The sequence below is a fragment of the uncultured Ruegeria sp. genome (assembly GCF_947497005.1).
In the GTDB taxonomy this organism is placed as follows: Bacteria; Pseudomonadota; Alphaproteobacteria; order Rhodobacterales; family Rhodobacteraceae; genus Ruegeria.
Genome location: NZ_CANMFF010000012.1, coordinates 144542 through 170921, shown reverse-complemented (window position 1 = coordinate 170921; position 26380 = coordinate 144542). Strand labels below are relative to the sequence as shown.

Genomic DNA, 26380 nt, shown 5'->3' with positions numbered 1-26380 from the left:
TGACGTCTTTGCCCGTAGTTCGTGATAGCTGACAGGTTGTGGCTCAAGTACGTTCTCAGATCCATAGCGCGTGAGGCGACCGAGAGCGCCGCATCGTTTGACTGACCATGGGTGTGTTCGCGCACGCGCATCGCGAAGCGGAACAAGACATCAAGCGTATCGCGCGCTCGGTCTGTCTGGCCATGCCATATGCGCCAGCGAAGTGTCTCAACAAGGGCAGCAATCTCTGCGCTACTTTCGGTTCCAGTGTGTGATGCCAGCGTTTGAAATGTTGTCTCCACATGTCGGTTGCGCGCCGATATATGCCACCAATCTAGTATGTGACGAACATCGGCACCCGTTGCGTTTCTGACCAAGCGAGGCAGCGCGGGATCCCCATCAGAAAGAACAGTGACTGCAACGCCATCCTCCCAACCAGCGGCTTTCAGGCTGGACCGCAGGTGTTCAATCGGGTGATCGGCACCCATCTGGCTCAATCCAAACCGCCGTTTTTCAGCTGTTTCGCTTTCAATCGACCCCACAATGACTTCGAAATTTCGCCTTTGATATTCGAGGCGTGAACGAACATATGCGCTGTCCAGAAAGACCGCCACCTCGGTAGGTTTTGCTTGAATGGCCGTATCCGTCGGTTCTTCGCAACAGCGATCTTCCAGGGCCTTGGCAACCGACGCAAGCCGGTTCCGGATCGTTGCATGGTTCTGGGTGGCGCAAGGTGTGAGCTCGTTCAACAGACGCGCGGCTTCCCGAAAACTATGCCGGGCACCCAGCTCGGCTTGAAGCCTCCTAAATTCGGGTGTGGCATTGTCTTTCAAAATCCGCGTGAGCGGAGAATACGCTGCCTTGAATGCAGGTAAGCCCGGGAAGCCGCACATACACATCCGGTCCCGAGGCGCTTCGACAGTCACACGACCGAAATGAGTATCGACACGTCGCTTACGACAATCATGCACAGGCAAATACGAATGGCAGTGACGGCATACCCGCGCGACTTTGCTGATTTCTTCCACTTGATCCTGGAGAACAGCGCGCTGGACTTCTTTCAAGATCGATTTGCCCTCAGCAAGGCTGATACCAAGGCCGTCTTCCGACGGATCGATAGAACACCGCTCAATGACGCCAATATCATGGGACCGGCACTCGCCCCACCCAAACTCCGTTTCAATCCTGATCCGAACTTTCACACCAAATCCTCCTGCGACAAAGCCATCAGGATAGACCAAGATCAATTTAGGCCCCCAAGGTTTTTCCACTCCCAAAGGCGGTCGACAAGGTCGAGGGACATATCTCGGACGCGGTGTCCAAGTGCGCAACCGTGACGCTGGGCGGCAAACGCTCTGGCCTCGGCGGCACGTTCTTTGAACCGACCGTCCTGACCGGCGTCACCAAGGACCGGGTTTCGCACAAGCCCGGTCCTTTTTTTGTCTGGTCTCGGGCAGGCCCGAACTCAGGTCGCCAGCAACGCGAAATGCGAGGACGCAACCGCCAGCTTGGACACGCTTAACGCGCCACCCGAGCGCAGTTCGGCAATCAGCCGGTCCGTGCGTTGCACCAAATCCCCGTTCTGATCCACCCAATGGGCAACACTTTCCTGGCCGGAATTCGCCCCGGACAGCACCAGCGCAGCGGCAGCAATGTTGGACTGATGCACCCGGATATCCGACATCAGACGGGCAAGCGCGACCCGTTCCCAATGATCGCCAACGGCAACACTTCTGGCACGCGACCGCAACCAGTCGAGGCTGAACCGGGCCCCAGTTGCGAAAAAGCTGGCAGCCACATCGCGTACCTCAAGCTGCAAGCGTTCCGAGACTTCAAAGATGTCCATCGCGCCGCCCAGCAGCTCAAGCGTCGCAACTTTCGAGGCCAGATCGTCCGGAGTGCCCTTTTTAAGCAATTCGTCCGTCCGCTGCTTGAGCCGTTCCAGTGAAAACGCGCTGACCGTCGCCTCGGCCACTGACGCGATTTCGGCGATCCCCGGCTGATAGACTGAGATCGCATCGCCAATCGAACGGGCATTGTTCTTGATCAGCCGCTGGCACTGAGCGGCGAGCATCTCTGACAGCGCGCGATGAATCTCGATCTGCACATCTGCCGCAAGCGTGTTATCCAGCGCATTAACTTCGGCTGCGGTTTCGGCAAGGCCAAAAATCTCGCGGTCAATGATAAAGGCTTTGACGATCTCACCCACGGTCGCGCCGGTATCTTCGCGCAGGCGCGCGCAGAATGTCGGGCCGATTTCGTTGACCAGCATGTTGACGACCACGGTGGCAATGATCTCGCGCCGCAGGCGGTGGTTGCGCAGAACCTCAAGATGCGCGGTACGCAAGGGGGTCGGCATATATTCGATCAGGAACCGTTCCATATACGGGTCGTCAAGAACATCCGACTTCACCAGATCCGAGAAGATGTCGTTCTTGGCATAGGCCACAAGCACGGCGATCTCTGGCCGGGTCAGGCCCCGACCGGCGGCGCGGCGATCGGCGATTTCTTCGTCATCGGGCAGATACTCGACCGCGCGGTCCAGTTTGCCTTCGACCTCCAGCCCCTCCATGAACCGGACATGGTTGTCCAGCAGCGCGGGGGCTGCGGCCTCGTCCAGCGAGATTGCGAGGGTCTGATGGTAATTGGTCTTAAGCACCAGTTCGCTGACCTCGTCGGTCATCTTGGCCAGCAGCGTATTGCGCTGTTTTTCCGTCATGTCGCCCGCATCGACGACTGCGCCAAAGGCAATCTTGATGTTGACCTCGTGGTCTGAACAATCGACCCCTGCCGAGTTGTCGACAGCATCGTTGTTAATTTTGACACCGCCCTGAGCCAGTTGAATACGGCCCATTTGGCTGACGCCAAGATTGGCACCCTCGCCGATCACCCGCACCCGTACTTCGTTGGCGTTGACCCGGATCTGGTCGTTGGCCCGATCGCCGGTATCGGCGTGGGATTCAGCGGCACTTTTGATATAGGTGCCGATCCCGCCGAACCACATCAGGTCGGCCTGCGATTTCAGCAAGGCACGGATCAGTTCAAACGGTGTGACAGTTTTGTCGTCCAGCCCAGTCAGCTTTCTGATCTCGGGCGTCAGCTTGATAGACTTGGACGACCGCGAGAATACACCGCCACCTTTTGAGATCAGCTTAGAATCATAGGATTCCCAGCTAGAACGCGGCAGTTCGAACAACCGCTTGCGCTCGGCAAAGCTGATCGCCGGATCAGGGGTGGGGTCGATGAAAATGTCACGGTGGTCGAATGCGGCAACCAGTTTGATCTGATCCGACAACAGCATCCCGTTGCCGAACACATCCCCCGACATGTCCCCGCAGCCGATGACCGTAAAGGGCTGCGTCTGGGTGTCGTGATCCAACTCGCGGAAATGGCGTTTCACGGCCTCCCACCCGCCCTTGGCGGTGATCCCCATGCCCTTGTGGTCATATCCGTTCGAGCCGCCCGAGGCGAAGGCGTCGCCCAGCCAGAACCCGTATTCCGTGGCCAAAGCGTTGGCATAGTCTGAAAAAGTCGCCGTTCCCTTGTCGGCGGCAACAACCAGATAAGGGTCGTCGGGATCGCGGCGCACAACGGCGTTGGGCGCGATGATATCGGAACCCAAAATATTGTCGGTGATGTCCAGCATGCCGGACAGGAAAATCCGGTAACAGCGCACCGCCTCGGCCATCACCTCTTCCCGGGTGCCACCGGCGGGCAGGGTTTTGGGCAGGAACCCACCTTTCGAGCCGACCGGCACAATAACCGCATTCTTGACCTGCTGCGCCTTTACCAGCCCCAGCACTTCGGTCCGGTAGTCTTCCTTGCGGTCGGACCAGCGCAGGCCACCGCGCGCAACCGAACCATAGCGCAAATGCACCCCTTCGACCGAGGTCGAGTAGACAAAAATCTCGCGCCACGGGCGCGGCAGCGGCAGTTCGTCCAGTTTGGAACAATCGAACTTGAACGACATGTAAGATTTGTCGCGACCATCAGCATCGGGTTGGAAATAGTTGGTGCGCAGCGTCGCCTGAATGGCATTACGGAACCGGCGCAGGATCTGGTCGAAGTCGAGGCTGGCGACTTTCTCCAGCATGGCTTCGATATCCGCCGAGATTTTTTCTGCTGCCTTCTGACGCGCGTCGGCATCCCCTGCGGTGGCCGGGTCGAACAAGGCCTTAAACAGGGCCGCCAGCTTACCCGAGATGCCGGGGTTTGCGATCAGGGAATCCTGCATATAGGGCACCGAATACGGAATTCGCGCCTGACGCAGGTAACCGCCATAGGCCCGCAACAGCGCCGTTTCGCGAATGGACAGGCCAGCAACCAGCACCAGCCGGTTCAGCGGGTCGTCATCCGCCTCTTGCGCCCAGAGGGCAGAAAAAGCGTCTTCAAGATTGCTGCGGACGGCAGTGACGTCGATACCCTGTCCGTCCGACGACTGCATGTGAAAGTCATGAATCCAAATGGTTTCCTCACCTCGGTCAATCCGGAACGGATGCTCGGCCAGAATGCGAAAACCCAGGTTTTCGAGAATTGGAAGACAATCGGACAGCGGCACGGACTGCCCGCGCTTGTACAGTTTGAAACGCACGCTGTGCTCAGGGTCTTCAAGCCTGCGGTAGAATATCAAGACAAGGTCGGTTTCTCTGTCCAACTGCTCCATCTTGTCAATGTCGGATACGGCGGTGACGGCCTGAAACTCGTCCCGATAGGACACGGCAAACCCATCGCTATAGAGCGCATGCAGCCTGTTGCCTTCGGATTCACCCTTGCGTTCAACCAGCGCGTCATGAAGGTGATCGCCCCAGCTGCGCACCGCGTCGATGATCCGCGCCTCCAGAGCGGCAGCCTCTTCCTTCGAGGCAACCTTGCCGCTGAGCGCGATGACATAATGCACCCGTGCCAGAACCTCATCAAAAGCGGGTTCCCATGTGGCCACACGGCCATCGAACTCTTCGGCGAGAATATCACCGATTTTAGTCCGCAACTCGGTATTGTAGCGTTCGCGCGGGACGTAGACGAGGCAGGACGCGAACCGCCCGAAGCGATCGGGGCGCAGCAACAGCCGGGACCTTGGCCGGATGGTCAGATGCAGAGCGTTGATGGCGTTCTCAAACATCTGATCATCAGAACTCTGGAACAGCTCGTCACGCGGATAGGTCCCCAACACATGCGTCAGGGCTTTGCCGTCGTGGCTGTCCGGGGTAAATCCGGAGCGTTCGATGACGCGCTCGACCTTTTGCCGCAAGAGGGGGATCGACTTGGGGCTGCGGTTATAGGCAGCGGCGGTAAAATGTCCGATGAACACATGCTCACCGGTCTGTTTTCCTTTCCCGTCAAACTGCTTGACCCCGATCAGATCAAAATGAGTCGCGCGGTGAACGGTCGAGCGGCGGTTCGCCTTGATGATCATCAGCGGGGAGATGTCGCTGGCAAAGGCATCCATCTCAGGCGAGCGGTCGGTGAAATCGCCCTTTAGGTCGCGCAGCACGGTGAATTCCGGATCGCGCATCAAGCCAAGCGCTGTTTCTTCGACCTGACGCATTGCGCCAGTTTTGCTGTCAGCGGCATATTCGCGGTATCCCAGAAACGTAAAGTGGTTTTGCGCCAGCCAATCAAGGAATTCGACAGCCTCAGCCGTGACCGCTTTTGATTTCTCGGGGGCATTACCCGTGAGCATCTCGGTCACGGTCCCCAGACGTTCCATTATGGGCTGCCAATCCTCGACCGAGACGCGCACATCTTTCATGATCTGGACGATCTCTGCCTCAAGCCGATCAATCTGCGCTTCGCCCCCGATCTGATCAATCTGAACTTGGATCATCGACTCGACCAGACACCCTTCATCGGAAGCGTCGGGTGCAACAATCCGGGTGCCGTCAGTGGCTCGTTTGACCCACAGTAGCGGGTGTATCAGAGAGTGTATCGACAAACCCTGCCCGGCCAGAAAAGACGTGACCGAGTCCACAAGGAACGGCATGTCGTCATTGACGATTTCCAGAACCGTATGGGCGCATTCCCATCCATGTTCCGCCATACGCGGGTTGTACATTCGCACCCGTGCCTCGCCCGACGGCTTGTGTGCCGTAAATTTCCAGAGCGCCAGAGATGCGCCATAAACGTCTTCCGCTGTCCGGCCCTGAAGATCTTCGAACGAGGATCGACCAAACAGTAAATCCAAGGCGGTTAGAAAACTGTTACAATCCGATTTGTCCAACCGCGCCGAAGCGACGGCACGGACATCGTCCATTAATTGATCGAAAGCGGGGTTTTCAGCCTTTGTCATTGCACTCTCCCAGCGGCAGTCGCCCGCCATTCAGTTTCTGTCGGCCGTCGATTCAAAATACAGATACGTCGGCTACCATAATCCTAGTGCGCACAGCCCATCAGGAGCGTTAAGACATATTCGAGACGACCTCGCTGAGCGTTTCCGCCCGGCGGATCAACTCGATCGACAGCTCGCCTGACTTGGTACTGACACCGTAAACGGCGATGCGCGGCAGGCTGTTATAGTCGAAATGGTTGCTGAAATAATACGCGCCCGTATCATAGATCGCTACATAATCATTAGGATCGAGTCGGGGGATCAAAACATCCTTGGCCACCAGATCAGCAGCGAAACAGCACGGTCCGGCCACATCTGTCTGCACTTTATCTTCGGTTTTTAACAATCCGTCAGGCGTATAACCTTCCACCCGGATCGGCCATGCCGCAGGCAGGAACGCTGTGCGCGTCATGATCTGCGCGCCTGCATGCGTGGTCACAATGTGGCGACCTCCGGCATTTTTGGTGTATTCCACGCGAGTTGCCATGAATCCGTTCTTGGCGGCAATCGCGCGGCCAAACTCAGTCTTCACCGAGTATTTCCCGGTGAACAGTAGTGGCACCTTGTCGCGCAGAATGTTCGAATACTCTTGAAAGGTCGGCTTGACTTCGGGCGAAGCGAAGTTGACCGGCAACCCGCCCCCGATATCCAACCGGGTGATCTGCTGTTCCCCCTTGCGGGTATTGATCTCTTCAGCGATTGCGACCAATTCGCCGATACCCTGCGCCATCAGTTCCAGCGGGCAGCCTTGCGATCCAGCATGGGTGTGGATCGAGGTCAGCCGCGGGTATTTCAGATAATACTCGATCAGCTTCTCGCGATTGCCCGCGTCCCCGATGGGATAGCCGAATTTCGACGTGTTGGTCGCGGTACTGGTCGATGAAATAGCACCCGAGCCGATCTGCGGATTGATGCGAAAGCCGATGATGGCCTCGGAATTGGGATAGTCCTCGATCAGCGTGGCGACACGTTCCAGTTCCTGTTCATTGTCCAGATTGAACGCGATGGAATGTTTCAGGCACTGGCGCAGATCATCCATCGTCTTGGCCGGAGAATCGAAGATGATCTTGCGGACATCGAACCCCGCCGCCTGCGCCATGGTCAGCTCTCCGGGGCTGGCCACTTCGGCGCCGATGCCGCAATGCGAGATTTTCATCAGCACATGGCGCAGTGAGTTCGCCTTGACCGCAAAGGTGTGCTGGAAGTTGTCGGGAAAGGCCGCGATCAGATCGTCGATGGATTTGGCCAGACCGTCCAGATCCATGAAACCTACAACCGTGGTCTCGGCCCCCAGAAGCCGGTCCTGAATGGCGCGTTGCAGAATTTGGTGCTCTCGGTTCATGGGGCGGGCTCCGGTTTGGATGAAATTGCTTGGCGTGAAATGAAAGCGGCGGCTCGGTTGAGCCGCCGCGATCTTGTTTGTTTGGGTTACTGACCCAGCGCCACACCTTCGCGGCGGGGATCGGCGGCCCCGATCAGTTGACCATCCTTGATCAGGATCGCATGCAGGCCTGAGTTCAAGTCGACAACCTTGACCTCATGACCCTTGCCAGTCAGCGCCTCGGTAAAGTCTGCCGCAGCAGTTTCCTGCTCTACGTCCATGCTGGACCCATTGCGGTGCACGAAGTGACCGGTTTCGATGGCATCCTGCGGGTCCATGTCCCAGTCTAGGATCGCGATGATGGTCTTGGCCACATAGTTGATGATGCGGCTGCCACCGGGCGAGCCGATCAACAGATAGGGCTCGCCATCCTTCATCACGATGGTCGGCGACATCGAGCTACGCGGACGCTTGCCGCCTTCGACCCGGTTGGCCACCAGACGATCGCCATCCTTGGGGGCGCGGTCAAAGTCGGTCAACTCGTTGTTCAGCAGGAAACCCCGCACGAAGACGCGGCTGCCAAAGAAGGTCTCGATGGTTGTGGTCATCGACAGCGCGTTGCCATACTGGTCGCGGATCACGATATGGCTGGTGCCGGGACGATCCGGGTTCTGCGACGGAGCAAACAGCGCGGTGTGATCACGCGGCGGCTCACCGGCTTTGCGCTTTTCACTTGCGGCGGCCGGGTCGATCATCTCGGACCGCAGTTTCAAGTAGTCCTTGTCCAGCAGGCCCTTGACCGGCACGTCAACGAAATCGCTGTCGGCCATGTAAAGCGCACGGTCGGCATAGGCCAGCTTGGCGGCTTCGGCGTACAGGTGTGCCAGTTCGGCGTTCCAGCCGGTGCCTTTAAGGTCAAAGTTGTTGAGGATACCCAGAATCTGACCGACGGTCAGACCACCCGAAGTCGGCGGACCCATACCGCAGACGTCATAACCGCGATAGTCGGCACAGACAGCGGGGCGGACCTTGACCCGATAGGCGGCCATGTCTTCCAGCGTGATGTTGTTTTCCACCTTGGACGTCGAGTCCACCGCAGCCACGATATCCTCAGCAATCGGGCCGTGATAGAACGCATTCGCACCCTGATCGGCCAGAATACGCAGGGTCTCGGCGAAGGCGGGGTTCTTCAGCAGGGTGCCTTCAGTCAGCGGGCTACCATCTTCATTGAAGAAATATTCCTTGGCACCGGGGAAGACGTTCAGATAACGTTCGCGGTCGATGGTCGACTGGATCGAGTTCGCCATGCGCGGCGAAACCTCAAACCCGTTCTCGGCCTGTTCGATGGTCGATTGGAACAGCGAGGCCCAGCTTTTCTTGCCATAAAGGTTATGGGTCACTTCCATCAGGCGCAGGATGCCGGGCACACCCACAGCCTGACCGCCCGAGATCGCCTCAGCAAACGGGATTTTCTCACCTTCGGCGTTCAGAAAGCGTTCCGGCGTGGCCTTGGCGGGTGCTTTCTCGCGCGCGTCAAAGGTGGTCAGGTTCCCGGATTCCGCGTCCCAGTACAGCATGAAAGCACCACCGCCGATGCCCGACGATTGCGGTTCGACCAGGTTCAGCATCAGCTGCACGGCGATCATCGCATCCGCAGCGGTGCCGCCCGCGGCCAGCACGTCATAGCCCGCCTTGGCCGCAATCGGGTTGGCAGCCGAAACCATGAACTCGGTACCGATGACCGAATTCTTGTCCTCCCACCCATAACCATATTCCGGCGCAGGATCCTGCGCGCTGGCTGCACCCGCGATGACCCCCAGGGCCAGTGCCGCGCTGGTTCTTAGAAATGTCCTCATCATTAAATCCTCCCGGTGATGATTGACGGTGTTCCAGTTTGTTCTGCTCTTGTGATTTTCTTTACCCTAGTCGGTCTTGGGCTAGGCCCCGGCTGTGACTGAGCGCACTACATAGACCGACACATCCGAGTGCCGGACCACGCGGGCCGCATTCGGACCCAGCAGATAGTCTTTGAGATCGGGCCGATGAGCGCCGATGACGATGAGGTCGCTACCGGCCTCTTTCGCGGTATGCAGGATTTCCTGATAGGCGGTGCCGGTGGCCACGACGTGGCGGATTTTGGCGTTGCGTTCTTCGCCCAGGACCGATTTTCCCAGTGCTTCAAGGGCTTCCTGGGCTTTGGCCACAGCCTGTTCGTGATGCCCGGGCTCGAAGAAGCTGCCGACAAAGGATTCGCCATAGTCAGGCAGCACCGTGACCACATCCAGCTGTGCGCCATCCAGATCGGCCAGCACCGCAGCCCGTTCAAGAACGCCCGAATCCAGATCATCATTGCTGATATCCACGGCACAGAGGACGGATTTGATCATGATGTCACCTCTTGTTCGTTGGTGCGGGCTGCGCGGCCCCTTTGCAGGAAGGCAATGAGGCCGAGGAACAGCAGCGCCGGGATGAAGATCAGCTCTTTCGGCGGCTGGCTCTGCGGGGCCTGAATGGCCGTGATGCGAACCGCCTCGTCGGCGTAATAGTCGAACATGTCCAGCTCATCCGCAACCGGCGTGCCAAACAGCGGCTCTTCCAGTTTCATCAGGCCGTCCTCGTCCAGCGGGATCAGGCCCAGAGCTTCGACACGGGTCGCGCCGTCGGCCTCATCCCCGATGGTCAGGACCACGGTGGTCTCGGTCATGTTGCCGGTATCAAAATCCGGCCCCGCCACTTCGATCCGCATGCTGCTGCCCGGCGCGGCCTCACCCACGGCCTGCTCCAGCTGCGCCGGTTCGATCTGCGCGAAGGGCGGCGCGATGCGGTTCATGAAGAAGTCCGGACGGAACAGCGCAAAGGCAATCAGGATCAGCGCCACGCTTTCATAGATGCGGTTCTTGGTCAGGAACCAGCCCATGGTACCGGCGGTGAAGATCAGGATTGCGATCGTCGCTGACACAGCCACCAGAATGCCCTGCACCCAGCCGACATCAATCAGCAGCAGATCGGTGTTGAAGATGAACACAAACGGCAGCGCCACGGTGCGCAAGCTGTAGAAGAAGGCGGTAAAGCCCGTCTTGATCGCATCCCCGCCCGACACGGCAGCAGCGGCAAAGCTGGCCAGACCCACCGGCGGCGTCACATCGGCCATGATGCCGAAGTAGAACACGAACAGATGCACCGCGATCAGCGGCACGATCAGACCGTCCTGCGCCCCCAGCTCGACAACCACACCGGCCATCAGCGAGCTGACGACGATATAGTTCGCCGTGGTCGGCAGGCCCATGCCTAGGATCAGGCTGAGCAAGCCCACCAGCGCCAGCATAGCGATCAGGTTGCCGCCCGACAGGAACTCGACCAGATCGGCCATGACCTGCCCCACACCGGTCAGCGTCACCGTGCCCACGATCACACCCGCGGTGGCGGTGGCCAGCGCGATACCGATCATGTTGCGGGCACCGTCGATCAACCCGTTCCACAGGTCGACAACACCGTCGCGGAACGCATTTGCGGTGTCACTTTCGCCGCGAAAGATCGACTTCATCGGCTTTTGCGTCAGCAGGATCACAAACAGCAGCGAGGTCGCCCAGAACGCCGACAGGCCCGGCGATTTCTGCTCGATCATCAGGAAGTAGACCAGCACGATAATCGGCAGCAGGTAATGCAGACCGGCCTTGTAGATCTCGGCGATCACCGGCAGCTCGACCTCTTTGGCGTTAGGATCATCAGGCACCAGATCCTCGACGCCCGCCGCCAGCTTCAGCAGGAACAGATAGGTAAGCACGATCAGGGACGACAGCACCAGCCCCGACGCATCCGGGATCAGCGCAATGATCGCCTTGATCGGGTACTGGATGCCATAACACAGCCCGGCAAAACCCACGAAGAAGATCGCCATGCCGCCGATCGTGCGCCCCATCGAGACAACGCGGTCGCCCAATGTCGGCATGTTCCGCTTCACCGCCTCCAGGTGCACGATATAGACCAGCGCGATATAGGAAATCGCCGCCGGCAGAAACGCGTGCGTGATCACCTCGACATAGGAAATGCCCACATATTCCACCATCAGGAAGGCCGCAGCCCCCATAACCGGCGGCATGATCTGACCGTTCACCGAACTGGCCACCTCGACCGAACCCGCCTGCTCGCTGGAAAAGCCCACCCGCTTCATCAGCGGAATGGTAAACGTGCCGGTGGTCACCACATTGGCAATCGACGAGCCCGAGATCAGGCCCGTCGCCGCAGACCCCACCACAGCCGCCTTGGCCGGGCCGCCGCGCAGGTGACCCAGCGCGCCAAAGGCCATCTTGATAAAGTAGTTCCCTGCCCCGGCCTTATCCAGCAACGCGCCGAACAGGACAAACAGGAACACGAACTTGGTCGACACACCCAAAGCGATGCCAAACACACCCTCGGACGTGATCCACATATGGCTCATCGCCTTTTTCAGGCTCGCACCCTTCCATTGGATCACCTCTGGCACCCAGTCGGAGGAGCCAAAGAACACATAAGCCAGGAAAATCGTCGCAATGATCGCCATTGCCGGGCCAAGCGCGCGGCGCGCGGCCTCGAACAGCAGCAGCAACCCGCCCAGGGCCACCCATTTGTCGACATCATCGGCCAGCAAGCCGTTATCGACCAGTTTCTCATAGAAAATATAGCCGTAAAGCGCGATGCCCGCACCCACCACGCCCATGATCCAGTCCTGAATGGGGATGTAATCACGCGGGCTGGATTTCAGCGCCGGATAGGCCGAAAAAGCCAGAAAGATCGCAAAGGCCAGATGAATCTGGCGCGAGTTGTTCACCACGCTGCCCGGCAGCAGCACATTCGACAAGGGCGAGGCCAGCACCACCTGGAACACCGACCACAGAACCGCCACAATGGCCAGAAACAGCCCCACATTCCCTGCCGGGTTGCGGGCCCCCGCATCGGACGAGGCCACCAGATCCTGCAGCTCTTCCTCGGATAGCGGGCGATTGGATTGTGTGTCGGAACTCATACAGCGTCTCCCCGTCGCTCTGCGATTAGTTGGGCCCTGTTCTTACGGCCTCTTTCACTCCGGGTTTTCCCGGATGTGCAAACGGGGCGCCCGTCACAGGCGCCCCGCATCAGGTCCGGCTTACTGCAGCCAGCCTTTTTCCTTGTAGTACTTCTCGGCACCCGGATGCAGCGGCGCCGACAGGCCATCCGCGATCATCTCTTCCGGCTGCAGATTGGCAAATGCCGGGTGCAGCTTCTTGAAGTCGTCGAAATTCTCGAAGACCGAGCTGACAACCGCATAAACCGCGTCATCCGACACATCCGCCGAGGTCACAAAGGTCGCGCCCACACCAAAGGTGGTGGTGTCACCGTCCGAGCCGCGGTACATGCCGCCCGGAATGGTCGCGGTGCGATAGTACGAGTTGTCATCGATCAGACCCTGGATCGCATCACCGGTCACATTGACCAGAACCGAGTCACACGCCGTGGTCGCCTCCTGAATCGAGCCCGACGGGTGACCCACGGTGTAGATCATCGCGTCCAGCTGGTTGTCGCACAGAGCCGACGACTGCTCGGCCGCTTTCAGCTCGGAGGCCAATTCGAAATCATCGATGGTCCAGCCCATAGCTTCCAGAACGACATCCATCGTGCCGCGCTGACCGGAACCGGGGTTGCCGATGTTCACACGCTTGCCCTTGAGATCCTCAAAGCTGGAAATGCCCGCATCCGCACGCGCCACAACCGTGAACGGCTCAGGATGCACCGAGAACACCGCGCGCAGGTTCTCGAACGCGCCCGCGTCCTCAAACTTCGACGTGCCGTTATACGCATGGTACTGCCAGTCAGACTGCGCCACACCAAACTCCAACTCACCCTCGCGGATCGTGTTGATGTTGTAAACCGAACCACCCGTCGATTCCACAGAACACCGAACTCCATGCTCCTTACGGCCCTTGTTAACCAAACGACAGATCGCACCACCCGTCGGATAATAAACACCCGTCACACCACCCGTCCCGATCGTAATAAACTCCTCCGCATACGCAGCAGGCGCAAGAAAGGCGGCGGTTACAGCCGCTGTGATTGAAGATTTATTGAGCACTTTGACACTCCTGTTGTCAGTCTTTTTTGATCCTTATGAGAATGCCTGATCGACCCAATACACGGTATTGGAATCAGCCACCCAGATGCAAAATATGAAAGCGAAACCAATCGGCGCGTGTCTATACGGTAGATTACGTATAGGCTTTTGGACCAAGGCGTGGGCATCATAACCCGAGCCTATCCGCAACCGCCATCTGGACAGAAGATTGGACACCACAGCGCAACAGGATTTCCGCCGGGATCAGGCCGAACCCGCCCGCAGGCGCAGGTCGCTGCGCGCGACGCTGGCCCTGTGTCTGGCGGGGCTGCAGTTTGTGGCGGTGCTGTCGGTGACATTATCGACCTTTGTCAGTTCGGAAAACGCGCTGTTGCGGCAATCCCGGATTTCGCTGAACGAGGTCAGCGTCAATGTCATCGGTCAGGTTAAGAACTTTCTGAACCCGGCGCGGCAGGTGCTGGATGCAACGCGGCGGCTGGCGGAAAACGATGTGCTGGACATCAACGATATCGCCGCGCTGGAAAGCCATTTCTTTCAGCAATTACAAGTGGCCCCGCAACTGGCGGGGATTTATCTGGCCGATGACACCGGGCGATTTGTTTATGTCATGCGCACTGAGGAACCCGGTCGTTACCGCACCAAGGTCATCCCACCCTTTGCGCCCGAGATCACCGAACACCCTGCGGATTTTCAGTGGCGCAACGACCGCTTCACCCTGCTGGACACCGCAGAGACACAGACAGACACCTACGAGGCCCGCACCCGTCCGTGGTTCAGACTGGTCGATGCCGCAAAGGCTCCAATCTGGACTCAGCCCTATATCTTCTACACCACCCGACAGCCGGGGATCACCTATGGCGTGCCGGTGTTGGACGACGCAGGCGAAATCCGCGCCATCCTAGGCGTCGACATTCAGATTGACGCGCTTTCGGGTTTTTTGCTGGATATCTGGTCGGAACAACGCGGTGCGGCACTGGTGTTGAACGAGGACGGTTCAGTTCTGGCGCATCCGACGCTGGTTCTGATCGAGAAAGACGCGGATTTCAATAATCCGGAACTGCCCATGGTGGACAAGATTGATGACCCTCTGGCCCAACAGGCCTTTGGTGCGCTTGCTCAAATCGGCAAGACCAAAGTCGAAGGCCCGGTTCATTCAGATTTTGAAGTGGATGGGCAGGACTATGTCGCCATGCTGATCGAAGTTACGGAACCCGGTCTGCGCTGGTTGATCGGGCTCTATGCTGCCGAGGATAATTTCATTGGCGAAATTAAGAAGAACCGGGTGCAAGGTATCTGGATCGCGCTTTCGATTGCCATTCTGACCGGCGCGATCGGCCTGGCGCTGGCCGACCGGATCTATGCCCCGGTGCGCACATTTGCCAGTCAGACGCAGCGCCTTTCCAGTGGCGAAATCACCGCACAGGAAGGTTTGCACAGCCCCTATCGCGAGCTTGAAGATACTGGCGCGGCACTGACGCAGGAAGTGCGTCAAAGGCAACGGTTCGAGACCGCATATGGCCGCACGTTCGATCTCGCTTCGCGCGGGATGGCACAAATCTCGCCGGAAACTGGACGGTTCCAGCGGGTGAACGAACAGCTTTGCGATATCATGGGCTATCAGCCCGGTGAATTGGAGAAGATGACGCTTGCCGATATACTACCCGATGACGGTCAGCAGATCGCGGTAAAGTTCCGCGAAACGCTGCTGCAGGATTCCGAGTTTATTGCGGAGAACCAGTTCAATCGCAAAGACAGATCATCCACCTGGCTGCGGGTGAATGCAATTTTAATCCGTGATGAAAACGGCGTGCCCGACCACGCCGTTGCCATTGTCGATGACGTCAGCGAACAGAAACAGGCCGAAGCCGAAGCCAGCCGCCTGAATCGCGATTTGTCCCATGTCGCACGGGTCAATCTGATGGGCGAGATGGCCTCGGGGCTTGCGCATGAGTTGAACCAGCCACTCAGCGCGATCTCCTACAATGTTGACGCGGCTAAGATCACACTGGAGGAGATCGGCAATCCCGAACCTGAATTGACCGAAATCCTTTCGGATATCGACCGGCAGTCGCGTCGAGCAGGTGATATCATCCGCGCATTGCGCGAAGTGGTGCGCAAGGATCGAGGGCGGCAGACTCCGTTCGAATTGGGTGGCCTTATCGGTCAGACTGTCAGTCTTATGGAATCCGAGGCCAAGGTGCATAACATCCGGCTGGTCTATAACGAGGCCACCCAGCCCCCCGTTATCGGCAACCGGACGCAGATCGCGCAGGTGCTGGTCAATCTACTGCGCAACGCCATTGACGCGCTTGCCCGCGATTCAGATGAGATTGGCCAGATCACAATCACAACGCAGGTCGCTGAAGGCCATATAGAGGTTCAGGTCAAAGACAATGGGCCGGGCGTCAGCGCGGATGTAACTTTGTTTAATACATTCGACACCCAGAAATCGGACGGGATGGGGCTGGGCCTGTCGATCTGCCGGACCATCGTCAAAGCCAATGGTGGCCGCATCTGGCATGACCCGACCGAAGCCATCGGCGCGTGTTTCTGCTTCACCTTGCGCCGCAGCGACCAAGCGGAGAACAATACATGACACCAGAGCCGCTGACCGTCTTCATCGTCGATGATGATGATGATGTGCGCGTCGCCTTGTCCCGATCGCTCAGCAAGCGCGGAATGCGGGTCGAACATTTCGCCGCTGCGCTGGCCTTTCTGGAACAAGTCGGTGAGGATGCCATTGGCTGTTTGATCCTCGACTATGGCATGCCCGTCATGGACGGGTTGGATTTACAGGATTACCTGGTCCGGCACGATTCGACCCTACCAATCATCTTTATCTCGGGTCACGGAGGCATCCCTGAGTCGGTGCGGGCGACCAAGGCCGGAGCCATCGACTTTCTGGAGAAACCATTTGACTTAACAGTGCTGATAGAGCGGATCGATGCCGCCATGCACGTAGGCGAGCAACTGCGCAATGAAAAGTCGCGGCGACAGAAACTGGCGGACAAGCGTGGCTTGCTGACCGAGCGCGAGGAGCAGGTATTGCAGTATATCCTGACCCATCCAGCCCGTACGTCGAGTAAGGAGATCGCCGCCCAGTTGGGGATCAGTCCCCGCACGGTTGAAATCCATCGTGGACGCATTCAACAGAAGGTCGGAGTAAAAACCACGATCGAACTTTTTGAACTATTTGCCCACCCATAGTGACTCTTGGTCGGCTTTGTTGCGAAGTTTTTGGCCGACCGTAGAGATCACTCCTGCCGCGCGTCTTCGGCGGCAACCGCTAGTCGTGGACGGTTCTGTTGCAGAGTTTAGAGGGCGACGAGCTATCTCAGTGATCGCTTCGAAGTTAGGTGGCCAACTCGGCGAATTGTTTGAAAGGACAGAGTCCGGGCGTGAGTTGACCCTTGCGGATCATGTGCGACACTTCGATCCCGTCGAGCGTTGCCGCCGCTGAAGCGAAGGCCTTGAACTCCAGCATTGGCCGAGTGCGTCTCTTGATGAACCGATGATCCTGTTCCACGATGTTGTTCAAGTATTTCCGCCTGACCATCTCTATTGGAATCGTACAACCAAAGCCCTTGAGCATCTTGTTGATGGCCTTGATACCAGCTGAGTTGGCGCCGCTTTTGTCGATCACAATCTTTCTCGGAAGGCCATTGGTCTCCAGCGTCAGGGCGAAGAACTCTGTCGCAGCGGGTTTGTTTCGGCGCTGCGAGAGCATAATATCAAGTGTCTTGCCGTGTTTGTCGACCGCTCGGTAGAGATAGACCCAATGGCCTTTCACTTTTATGTAAGTCTCATCCATTCGCCAGGAGCGGTCGCATGGTCCTTTGCGTCTGCGCGCTGCATCAACAATAGCGCCGCAATATCGTGTGACCCACCGGTTCAGCGTGGTGTGGTCCACTGAAACGCCACGCTCGAGCATGATTTCTTCAAGATCACGATATGAGACACCGTAGCGGACGTAAATGAACACTGCGAACAGGATTACATCCTTCGGATATTGCGCGCCTTTAAAGGAAATCTGATCAGCCCCACCTAAGTGGTCCAGTTTGAATGTTAGTGCATGATCGTCCTGGGTTCCATCGGGATGATGGTTTCAGGGGCCGGCGGACGGTAGCCCAAAGCACTGTGTGGTCGTTTGGTGTTGTAGTGTTTCCTCCACTTTTCGATCAAGATTTGTGCCTCTCTTAGCGAGTAGAAGACCTCGCCATTCAGCAGTTCATCCCGAAGCATTGCGTTGAAGCTTTCGCAGTATCCGTTTTCCCAAGGCGAGCCGGGCTCGATGTAAGCCGTCCTGGCTCCGACCGCCGCAATCCAATCCCGAACGGCCTGAGCTATGAACTCCGGGCCGTTGTCCGACCTGATGTAGGCTGGAACGCCGCGCAAGATGAACAGATCCGTCAAGGCATCGATGACCTCGGTCGAGTTCAGCTTGCGTTTCACCCGGATCGCAAGACACTCCCGGCTGTGTTCATCCAAGATGTTCAAGGTTCGGAATGCCCTTCCATCATCAGTTCTGTGATGAACGAAGTCATATGACCAGACGTGATCACGATACTCCGGCCGCAGTCGTACACACGAGCCATCGTTGAGCCAGAGCCGTCCTTTCTTCGGCTGTTTCATGGGCACTTTGAGCCCCTCACGTCGCCACAGGCGCTCGACACGCTTGTCGTTCACCAACCAACCTGCATCCCTCAGCATTGCTGCAATCCGGCGATACCCGTATCGACCATATCGGCGCGTCAGCTCGATCATGTCGGCAACCAGGCGGTCTTCGTCAGCACGTCCAACTGGCAACCGCCTCTGCGTGGATCGATGCTGACCCAGAACACGGCAGACCCGCCGCTCAGACACCCGCATCTCGTTGCGAATGTGAACAATGCAAGCCCGGCGACGTGACGGGCTTAGTAGTTTCCCCGTGCGGCCTCAGACAGGATCAACTTGTCCAACGTCAGGTCTGACACGGCTCGACGCAGCCGATCGTTCTCCTTCTGAAGCCGTTTGAGCTCCTTCAGTTGGTCGGTCCCCATGCCGCCATATTGTTTGCGCCAGCGGTAGAAGGTCTGTTCCGTGATCTGAACCTGTCTGATTGCATCCACACGCGGCATCCCTTGGCCGCATAGCACCTCAACCTGCCGTAACTTCGTGACAATCTCTTCTGGCTTGTGTCGTTTGATTCCCATGTTTGATCCTCCGTTTCCTAACTATAGGGGCGGACCACTTCAGTGGGGGAGGATCAGTTAAACCCTACGTGAAGCGCGGAAAGACGGACGCAGCCGACGCGGAAGCGATCTGCGAAGCAGTTCGGCGACCAACCATGCGCTTTGTCGAAATCAAGACCGAAGACCAACAGGCAGTACTGGCCATCCATCGAGCGCGGGATCTGGTCGTTAGGCAGCGAACCCAGGTCGTCAATATGATCCGCAGCATCCTCTGGGAATTTGGACACATCCTGCCGACGGGTATCGACGCTGTTTCTAAGTTCGCTCGGGAACACGGCACCGAAGATCAGTTGGAAATGCCCGAGATCGCGGACGGCATCCTCGGCGTGATGTGCCATCAACTGAATGGGCTCAATGCGCGGGTTGATGGGCTTACCAAACTGATCGAACAACACGCATGGCTGGATGCCGATGCGCTACGTCTGATGAGAATGCCGGGCGTGGGACCGATCACCGCTTCGGCCGTTGTCGCCACCATTGGCGATGCAAAACAGTTCGAGACCGGACGCGATTTGGCGGCTTGGCTGGGGCTGACACCGCTGAACAAATCCAGCGGCGGTCGAGAGCGCCTCGGGCGGATCACAAAGAAGGGTGACCGGTACATCCGAAAACTTCTGATCATCGGAATGACGTCGCGCGCGCTCATGGCCAGGAACAGCCCAGAGAAAGCCGACACCTGGACTGCGAAGCTTCTAGACGAAAAGCCTTTCCGACTGGCGACAGTCGCGATGGCGAATAAATCCGCCTGGATCATTTGGGCGTTATTGACGAAACAAGAGGAATACCGGCAGCCGATCTGTTGATCCTTCCCAGAGATGCAAGACGTTTGATGTGATGATGCGAACCGAAGTCACCCAAGAGTAAGGACACTCCGACCAATGTCGCGGCTTTCAGAGGTCGTATTCCCGATAGGAACCTTACTTGCGGAACTCATCAGATGGGGTGGTTGCCGCCCTCCCTCGACGGCATCGCAATGTGCCAAATTAGTGGTGTTACAGCCACTGAGACGAAAGGACGGCAACCATGACAAAAGATATGATGATTGGAGTGGACTTGGCAAAGAGTGTTTTTCAGCTCCATGGAGCATCTATGGACGGTACCGTGAAGTTCAGAAAAAGCTCAGCCGACCTCAGTTCCTGCAGTTCATGTCCAAACAAGCCCCTTCTGTCGTTGCAATGGAAGCGTGCGGCAGTGCCAATTTTGGGCCCGCGAGTTAACTCACCTTGGTCACGATGTGAAACTGATCTCGCCGCGATACGTTAAACCGTTCGTCAAACGGCAGAAGTATGATGCCGCTGATGCCGAAGCGATTGTCGAGGCAGCGCAGCGTCCGGAAATGCGTTTTGTTGACCCCAAAACAGAAGATCAGCAAGCTCGGGCCATGTTGTACAGAGTCCGGGAGAGATTGGTCTGTCAGCGGACAGAGCTGGTGAACGCACTCAGGTCTTATCTATACGAGTTCGGGCATGCATTCCCACAGGGCATTGCGCATCTGAAACGGATTGAAACCCTTGTCGATGATCCAAACAGCAAATTGCCCGAGCTCGTTTGCAATGAGTGTCGCGATCTTCTCATCCAAATATCTGAGATATCGGAACGCATCGACATCAAGACGCGGCGTATCCAGGACCTGGCGGCCGAAACCGACACCGCCCGGCGATTGCAAACAATGCCCGGGGTCGGCCCAATAACGGCGCTGGCAGTAGAGGCGTTTGCACCATGCATGACGAGCTTCAAACGCGGAAGAGACTTCGCAGCCTGGTTGGGGCTCGTTCCGCGCCAGCATTCGTCAGGTGGAAAAGAACGATTGGGACGTGTCTCAAAGGCCGGGCAGGCTGATATCCGCAAACTCTTAATCATGGGGGCAATGTCACGGCTGAACTGGCTGGGGCGGAAAGCTATCCCCGATGGGGTCTGGCTGGCGAAACTGATGGAAAGAAAGCCCAAGATGCTGGTCGCAATTGCTTTGGCCAACAAAATGGCACGCGCTATCTGGGCAATGTTGACAAGAAACGAAGACTACCGGGAACCGGCTTGCGCAGTCGCAGCGTAAATGGACTGCTGCGCACGCGACAAAAGCCGGTGAAAGGGAGGTGAGAAGTCGACGACTGCATGGGCAAAATGATCGTTTGGATCTGGGACAGGGAAACCAGCGCTGGCCTTCGAGCGAACAAGCTCGGTCATCAGATTTGGACCTGTTCCGCGGATCACCATACCGGCCAGCGGCTTCTGACAGACCGCACTGCAATGGCCTTACAGAAGACCGCGCTCGATCACCAGCACACGCGCCAGAAACTTCTTGCATAATCGGCGGCAACCACAGAAGGGCCAGTGGCAACTGCCACGCAAACAGGCCGGACACACATGCCGTTGGCGTACAATTGGTAATGTTGCGCTGCAGCCCCGTCGAACCTGCCGTTCGCTGCGGACGCGAATTCGAAAGCCAGCCGAAATCACAAGTAAGAGAATAGGCTGCCATTTCTTCAGTCATAGGGAATGATCGCTGGCCGCCGAATGTAATCATATGAAATGTTGTAACAATTCAATTGGCTGGGTACTTTCTTGTCAAGAATTTCGATTTCAGCATCCAGTGAGTAGGAGTGCGCCAGTAGCGCACTCCTTGCATTTGGTGGTCTCCGTTACTGCCGCTTCAGCATCCGCTTCGCAGCAGCTTCCATGCTTTCATAGCTGTCTCCGGACACAGACACGGCCACTTTCTGGATCGTGCCACCGGTAAACTCCCCCGGGGTGCTGTACAGCTGGCTGACGGCGTCACCGCTGTCATATCCGATACACAAACCATCCCCAGACAGCGTGAACTTGCCAGATTGCGTGCGCATATCGCCTGAAGCCACCTCCTGATCATCGATGTAAAGCTTCATCGAGCCTAGAACCTCGCCATTGTCACCTGTGCCAGTGGCATCGAATTCCATTCCCAACGTATACACGCCCGGTTCCAGCTCAACGTTTGATTCAAATGTCTGCTCCGGTTGGATGCCCAGGAAGTTGTAGACGTAGTAAAGCTTCTTGTCCTTGACCAATAGCGAATGGCCACCGAACCGCGAGCCATGGGCGAATATGACGCCATTGGTGTCTTCATCCTGAATCTCAACATTGGCAAGGATCTTATAATCCCGTCCACGTACATTGACGGCTACACCTTCCGGCACACAGGTCGTGTTCGGATAGTAGACATAGGTATCACGCGAAGGCTCGGCAGTCGGACGCTCGATTCCAAGGATTTCAACTGCGCTTCGGTCATCAAGGGGCAGTACATTGTTCTTTGCGGCCTCATCAAACCAAACCTGGATCAGCTCTTGCAGCTTTTCAGACTCCTGTTCGGCGAGGTTGTTTGCTTCAGAACGGTCCACATCGACGTGGTAAAGTTCCCAAGCATCCTTGTCGAAATTGCTTGCCCCGGTCAGTGGCGCATGAACGGCGACGGCTTTCCAGCCATCTTTCCAGATGCCGCGCGTACCAAGCATCGTGTAGTATTGGACCTCTTTCTGGGTGGGATCGTCCGGTTCCGCGTCAAAGGTGTATGCCATCGACACTCCGGATAGTGGGTATTGTTCGACGCCATTGTTTGTCGTGGGCATCTCCAGTCCGGTGATCTCCAGAATGGTCGGAACGATGTCCACCGAATGGTGATACTGGTGCCGGATTTCACCTCCCTCGCTGATGCCGTTTGGCCATGACATGACAAGCGGATCATTGGTTCCACCTGCATAATTCGAATAGCGCTTGAACATCTTGAACGGAGCCGAGAAGGCAGCGGCCCAACCTGTTGGATAGTGGTTGTAGGTTTCAGGGCCACCCAGCGTGTCGAGATATTTCATATTCTCCGCGAGCTCATCCGGGAAGCCGTTGAAAAACTTATTCTCGTTCACGGACCCGTTCGGTGACCCTTCGCCAGAGGCTCCGTTGTCAGCAGCATAGATGATCAGAGTGTTCTCATACTGCCCAGTTTCTTTCAGGTAATCGACAATTCGTCCAACCTGGCTGTCAGTATATTCCGAGAAACCCGCATAAACCTCGGCCATGCGAGCAAACAGTTTCTTTTCGTCGTCATTAAGACTGTCCCAAGGGCGAATGGTATCATCGGGGTTGGCGATCCCTTCAGGCAGAAAGTTCAATTCCGTATTGACCGTGCCCTCAGGTACAATTCCCCGTTCGATCATGGCTTTGGTGATTTCCTCACGATAGACGTCATAACCCTCATCAAAGACGCCTTTGTATTTGTCCGACCATTCCGTCGATGCGTGGTGAGGGGCGTGATTGGCCCCGGGATTGAACCACATGTACCAGGGTTTTGACGGGTTGGTTGCTTTCTGGTCGCGCAGAATCGAGATGGCTTTGTCTGCCAAATCCTTGGACAGGTGATAGCCTTCTTCCGGACCATAGGGTTGCTCTATGAATTGATTGTCTTCGACTAGGTCAGGATACCATTGATTGGTTTCACCACCCAGGAAACCATAGAACCTGTCGAAGCCCTGGTTCAAAGGCCAGTCGGTGCGGCTTGCGCCCGAAGCGACGTCCTGCTCCGGGACGTTGTGGTTCTTTCCAATCCAGAATGTACTATAGCCGTTGGCCTGCAAAACATCTGCGATCGTTGTTACTTGCGGAGGTAACCGTCCGCTGGCCCCTGGAAAGCCGTCGGCGGTTTCCGTGATCGCAGCCATCCCGTTGAGATGATGATTGCGGCCTGTCAGCAGAGTTGAGCGCGTCGGTGAACACAGCGCCGTAGTATGCCATTGAGTGAACGTCAGCCCCTGCTCAGCAAGGTCATCCATTGTTGGCATATTGATTTTTCCACCGTAAGGTGACCACGCACCCAATCCGGTGTCGTCATAAAGGACAAACAGGATATTAGGTGAACCTTCTGGTGCTGCCTTTGGTGTGAACGGCGTCCAGTCTGACTGGGAGTCTCTGACATCTAACTCGATCTTCCCGTTGAAACCCGGATAGCCAAGAGGCTCTTTCATAACAGGGGCATCCTGTGCCAATACTGCAATCGGGCTTAGGGCAATAATCATCCCCAAAGTGGCTGTGCGTCTCACCATCAATCAAACCTCCAAAAAAATGTGAAACAGAATAGCAAATGCATTTCGTTCTTTGCATTCATCTTATCGATGCAAAGTTCTCTATCAACAGTTAGGTTTAAAGGTATTGCCAAGTTGTTGGCGTTAGAATGTGATTCATTGACTATGGTTGGATCATACGGCCATTTCTGCGGTGGACTCGACCCAGAGGCTGAACGCGTCGTTGCGGACGTGGCGGTAAGAAGTCTCGGTGAATTGATAGCGGCGAGGACGGAAAATCAGGTTGATCTGGTCATGCGCGGATAGTCACCTCTGAGCGTGCCTATGAGATTAATACTGGTCAAATAATTTCTCTCGCTTTCTGCGCGGCCACCAACGGGTTGTCTGTGACCTTGACCGGTTTTATATAGCTACGTAAATTGTCGGTTATGACCAACCTCGGCTCGTCAAACCTGACAACCAGCCTTCTGAAAAAGCGTTCTGCCGCATTGGTATTTCCGTGAAGCTGCACTAGAATATCGAGAACTTCTCCATTGGCGTTGATCGCATGCCACAGCCAGTGATTCATGCACAGATCATGATAACGACTTCACCCATGTGCCATTTGTCGTACGGCCGTGGGCGATCCCGCCTGATGCAATCTGCAAAATGTTTGCCATAGCGATTGGTCCACAGCCGGAGCGGATTCCGGCCGACAATCACGCACTGCGCTGCCAACAGGTCTTCAACATCAGCCGTACTCAGTGCTAACTAGTGGTGCGCCCAGACATCGTACGCAATGGTCTCACGAGGATAGCGGAAGCCCTTCAGGCGTGACATGTGGCTCGGGATATTCATGGCATCGAAAAGTTTGCTCAACTCGGGCAAACAACTTGGCAATACCAAGTCACGCATAACGTTTGCGTCCTGCGCTGAGCCCCAACAACCAGTCTTCTACGATACGTTGTTCTGGAAACGCCTTATGTGTCGGACTTTTAAGCAAGTAATACCCTGATTGCGTTCGTAGTGACGCATTCTGAATCGGCCGGACCAATGCGCCGCTTTCAAGCAATGGGTCGACTAGATGGGCCCAACCCAATGCTATTCCCAAGCCATCGACGGCTGCCTGCACGGACAACGGATAGGTGTTGAAGGCAACTGAACGTTCCATCAATGATGATGAAACGCCATTGCCGCTGAGCCATGTGCGCCAGGTCATCCATTCCGCATGACTGCTGGTCACTTCAATCAGGTCCAGTTCTGGCAGTGCGGTCAATTCTGCCGCTTGCGGGTTGCTCTTGAGATATTCTGGGCTGCACACTGGAAAAACGGTTTCCCCGAACAGAAGTTGAGCCTCATATCCGGGCCAATCCCCATCGCCACGCAATATTGCCAAGTCCATGTAATCCGACAAACATTCTGCATCACTATCAGAAGACACAAGTGAGATACGAATACGGTCGTTGGACCTGTTGAATTTGCGAAGCTGTGGCATAAGCCATAGGGACGCGACAGAGTTTGTCGCAGAGACCGAAACCGTGTTGGATTGATGTTTTGCCAACATGTCACGGCTGACATCCCGCATCAGATCCAGCGATTTTTCTACGGTTGCCAACAAAATGGCACCCTGCTGCGTCAAGGACACAGACCGGTGACCTCTTACAAACAGCGGCACATCATAATGTTGTTCCAGCAACCGGACTTTGCGGCTGATTGCGGTTTCCGAGATATTAAGCACCTTACTGGCCTGGGTGAAACTCTGCGCCTTTGCGGCGGCCTCAAAGGCCAAAAGATAGTCGAGCGGCGGAAGAATTTTCCCGGTGATTGGCGCTTTCTTTGGCATTTCAGGGTGGATTCCCGCGCTGGACGTGTTCGCTATCAAATTCATTGCCCGCATCAGTTGATATCCGATCGAACAGCTACCTGTTAAGATATCGAAAATCCGGATTAGCCTCAAGATTTTATGGCCAAAGCCTCTCAAATCTTTGTTCTCAGACTTGCTTAATTTTCGGCAGAACGCTGAAAGGTCGGCGGATAAGATCTGGGTAGACCGAAAGGTGATGATAGTCTGTTGAGCGCGCCTCAAAGTAGAAATGCTGAATTCCAAACAGCGCCTCAGACAAATGGTCCGGGCCGGCTTGATCGAAGTGGTTGATTTGGGTGTGGGTAAATTCCAGACTAGGTTGAGCATCCAGTCCGTTAACACGCGACCACTCCCGCGTAATGTCTGCCGCTTTGAAAGCGTCAAAATGTGCTTTCAGCGTTGAGTGTGTATGTCTGATCGGCTGACGTAATTTCCTACCCTCGTCGTCGTTGCGCGCCTCCGGGGGTTGTACTTAGGTTCTCAAGGAAGAGCGCAGCTTATTTGGATCAGGTGCCGCACGTTCACGTATCAATGAATTGAATTGCCGATCACTG

At 56.6% G+C, this 26380-nt stretch carries 15 protein-coding genes and 3 pseudogenes; 5 read left to right on the top strand and 13 right to left on the bottom strand.

Going from position 1 to position 26380, the window contains the following annotated elements:
- Positions 1–1181, bottom strand: a 1181-nt coding sequence (locus tag Q0816_RS17425) for an ISKra4 family transposase (protein ID WP_298852922.1), incomplete at its 3' end; no start/stop codon positions are given.
- 77 nt (positions 1182–1258) lie between these two features.
- Between Q0816_RS17425 and Q0816_RS17420 the strand changes: the two are divergent.
- Positions 1259–1390, top strand: a pseudogene (locus Q0816_RS17420) (aldehyde dehydrogenase family protein); the annotation flags it as partial.
- Positions 1391–1444: 54 nt separating this feature from the next.
- Here Q0816_RS17420 and Q0816_RS17415 read toward each other — a convergent pair.
- From Q0816_RS17415 to Q0816_RS17390, 6 genes are all read right to left on the bottom strand, one after another.
- Entirely contained in the window at positions 1445–6265 is a 4821-nt protein-coding gene (locus tag Q0816_RS17415) for an NAD-glutamate dehydrogenase (RefSeq protein ID WP_298852919.1), read from the bottom strand.
- A 109-nt stretch (positions 6266–6374) separates the two neighbouring features.
- Complete coding sequence (locus tag Q0816_RS17410; RefSeq protein ID WP_298852916.1) at positions 6375–7646, bottom strand: diaminopimelate decarboxylase; 1272 nt, start codon at positions 7644–7646, stop codon at positions 6375–6377.
- A gap of 86 nt (positions 7647–7732) precedes the next feature.
- A complete protein-coding gene (gene ggt / locus Q0816_RS17405) occupies positions 7733–9484 on the bottom strand; it encodes a gamma-glutamyltransferase (RefSeq protein ID WP_298852914.1) in 1752 nt (583 codons plus the stop codon).
- 78 nt (positions 9485–9562) lie between these two features.
- The gene (locus Q0816_RS17400) at positions 9563–10012 is read right to left on the bottom strand and encodes a universal stress protein (protein WP_298852912.1); all 450 of its coding nucleotides are present in this window, start codon (positions 10010–10012) and stop codon (positions 9563–9565) included.
- Complete coding sequence (locus Q0816_RS17395) at positions 10009–12627, bottom strand: TRAP transporter permease (RefSeq protein WP_298852910.1); 2619 nt, start codon at positions 12625–12627, stop codon at positions 10009–10011. The genes Q0816_RS17400 and Q0816_RS17395 overlap by 4 nt, the downstream gene beginning before the upstream one ends.
- A gap of 120 nt (positions 12628–12747) precedes the next feature.
- Positions 12748–13710 (bottom strand): TAXI family TRAP transporter solute-binding subunit, encoded by a 963-nt coding sequence (locus tag Q0816_RS17390; RefSeq protein ID WP_298852908.1) that lies wholly within the window; start codon positions 13708–13710, stop codon positions 12748–12750.
- 208 nt (positions 13711–13918) lie between these two features.
- On the opposite strand from Q0816_RS17390, the gene Q0816_RS17385 reads away from it, so the two are divergent.
- Positions 13919–16306, top strand: coding sequence for an ATP-binding protein (locus Q0816_RS17385; protein ID WP_298852906.1), 2388 nt, complete (start codon positions 13919–13921; stop codon positions 16304–16306).
- Complete coding sequence (locus Q0816_RS17380; protein ID WP_298852904.1) at positions 16303–16917, top strand: response regulator; 615 nt, start codon at positions 16303–16305, stop codon at positions 16915–16917. The genes Q0816_RS17385 and Q0816_RS17380 overlap by 4 nt, the downstream gene beginning before the upstream one ends.
- 145 nt (positions 16918–17062) lie before the next feature.
- Here the strand turns inward: Q0816_RS17380 and Q0816_RS17375 are convergent, their stop codons facing one another.
- Positions 17063–17740: an IS6 family transposase gene (locus Q0816_RS17375; protein ID WP_298852943.1), complete on the bottom strand. Its 678-nt coding sequence runs from the start codon at positions 17738–17740 to the stop codon at positions 17063–17065.
- Positions 17741–17775: 35 nt separating this feature from the next.
- Positions 17776–18902 (bottom strand): IS3 family transposase gene (locus Q0816_RS17370; protein ID WP_298852902.1). Its coding sequence is split into 2 segments (ribosomal slippage): positions 17776–18638 and positions 18638–18902, totalling 1128 coding nucleotides; the frame shifts between segments, so codons are not numbered across the junction.
- A 2-nt stretch (positions 18903–18904) separates the two neighbouring features.
- Between Q0816_RS17370 and Q0816_RS17365 the strand changes: the two genes are divergently transcribed.
- Together Q0816_RS17365 and Q0816_RS17360 are read left to right on the top strand one after the other, a co-directional pair.
- On the top strand, positions 18905–19744 hold the full coding sequence (locus Q0816_RS17365; RefSeq protein WP_298852900.1) for an IS110 family transposase: 840 nt from the start codon (positions 18905–18907) through the stop codon (positions 19742–19744).
- Between the two features lie 220 nt (positions 19745–19964).
- Positions 19965–20994: pseudogene (locus Q0816_RS17360) on the top strand (IS110 family transposase).
- Between the two features lie 586 nt (positions 20995–21580).
- Here Q0816_RS17360 and Q0816_RS17355 read toward each other — a convergent pair.
- The 4 genes and pseudogenes from Q0816_RS17355 to Q0816_RS26115 form a co-directional block, all read right to left on the bottom strand.
- Positions 21581–24004 (bottom strand): arylsulfatase, encoded by a 2424-nt coding sequence (locus Q0816_RS17355; protein WP_298852898.1) that lies wholly within the window; start codon positions 24002–24004, stop codon positions 21581–21583.
- A 153-nt stretch (positions 24005–24157) separates the two neighbouring features.
- Positions 24158–24820: pseudogene (locus Q0816_RS17350) on the bottom strand (transposase).
- A 49-nt stretch (positions 24821–24869) separates the two neighbouring features.
- On the bottom strand, positions 24870–25850 hold the full coding sequence (locus Q0816_RS17345; protein ID WP_298852896.1) for a LysR substrate-binding domain-containing protein: 981 nt from the start codon (positions 25848–25850) through the stop codon (positions 24870–24872).
- Positions 25851–25953: 103 nt separating this feature from the next.
- Positions 25954–26244 carry a class II D-tagatose-bisphosphate aldolase, non-catalytic subunit gene (locus Q0816_RS26115; RefSeq protein ID WP_367180528.1) on the bottom strand — a complete coding sequence of 97 codons (291 nt, stop codon included), beginning with the start codon at positions 26242–26244 and terminating at the stop codon, positions 25954–25956.
- Positions 26245–26380: the final 136 nt, after the last annotated feature.

Coding starts and splice junctions, on each gene's coding strand:
- Q0816_RS17380 (WP_298852904.1), top strand. CDS start 16,303: ATGACACCAGAGCCGCTGACCGTCTTCATCGTCGATGATGATGATGAT.
- Q0816_RS17415 (WP_298852919.1), bottom strand. CDS start 6,265: ATGACAAAGGCTGAAAACCCCGCTTTCGATCAATTAATGGACGATGTC.
- ggt (WP_298852914.1), bottom strand. CDS start 9,484: ATGATGAGGACATTTCTAAGAACCAGCGCGGCACTGGCCCTGGGGGTC.
- Q0816_RS17355 (WP_298852898.1), bottom strand. CDS start 24,004: ATGGTGAGACGCACAGCCACTTTGGGGATGATTATTGCCCTAAGCCCG.
- Q0816_RS17410 (WP_298852916.1), bottom strand. CDS start 7,646: ATGAACCGAGAGCACCAAATTCTGCAACGCGCCATTCAGGACCGGCTT.
- Q0816_RS17395 (WP_298852910.1), bottom strand. CDS start 12,627: ATGAGTTCCGACACACAATCCAATCGCCCGCTATCCGAGGAAGAGCTG.
- Q0816_RS17400 (WP_298852912.1), bottom strand. CDS start 10,012: ATGATCAAATCCGTCCTCTGTGCCGTGGATATCAGCAATGATGATCTG.
- Q0816_RS17345 (WP_298852896.1), bottom strand. CDS start 25,850: ATGAATTTGATAGCGAACACGTCCAGCGCGGGAATCCACCCTGAAATG.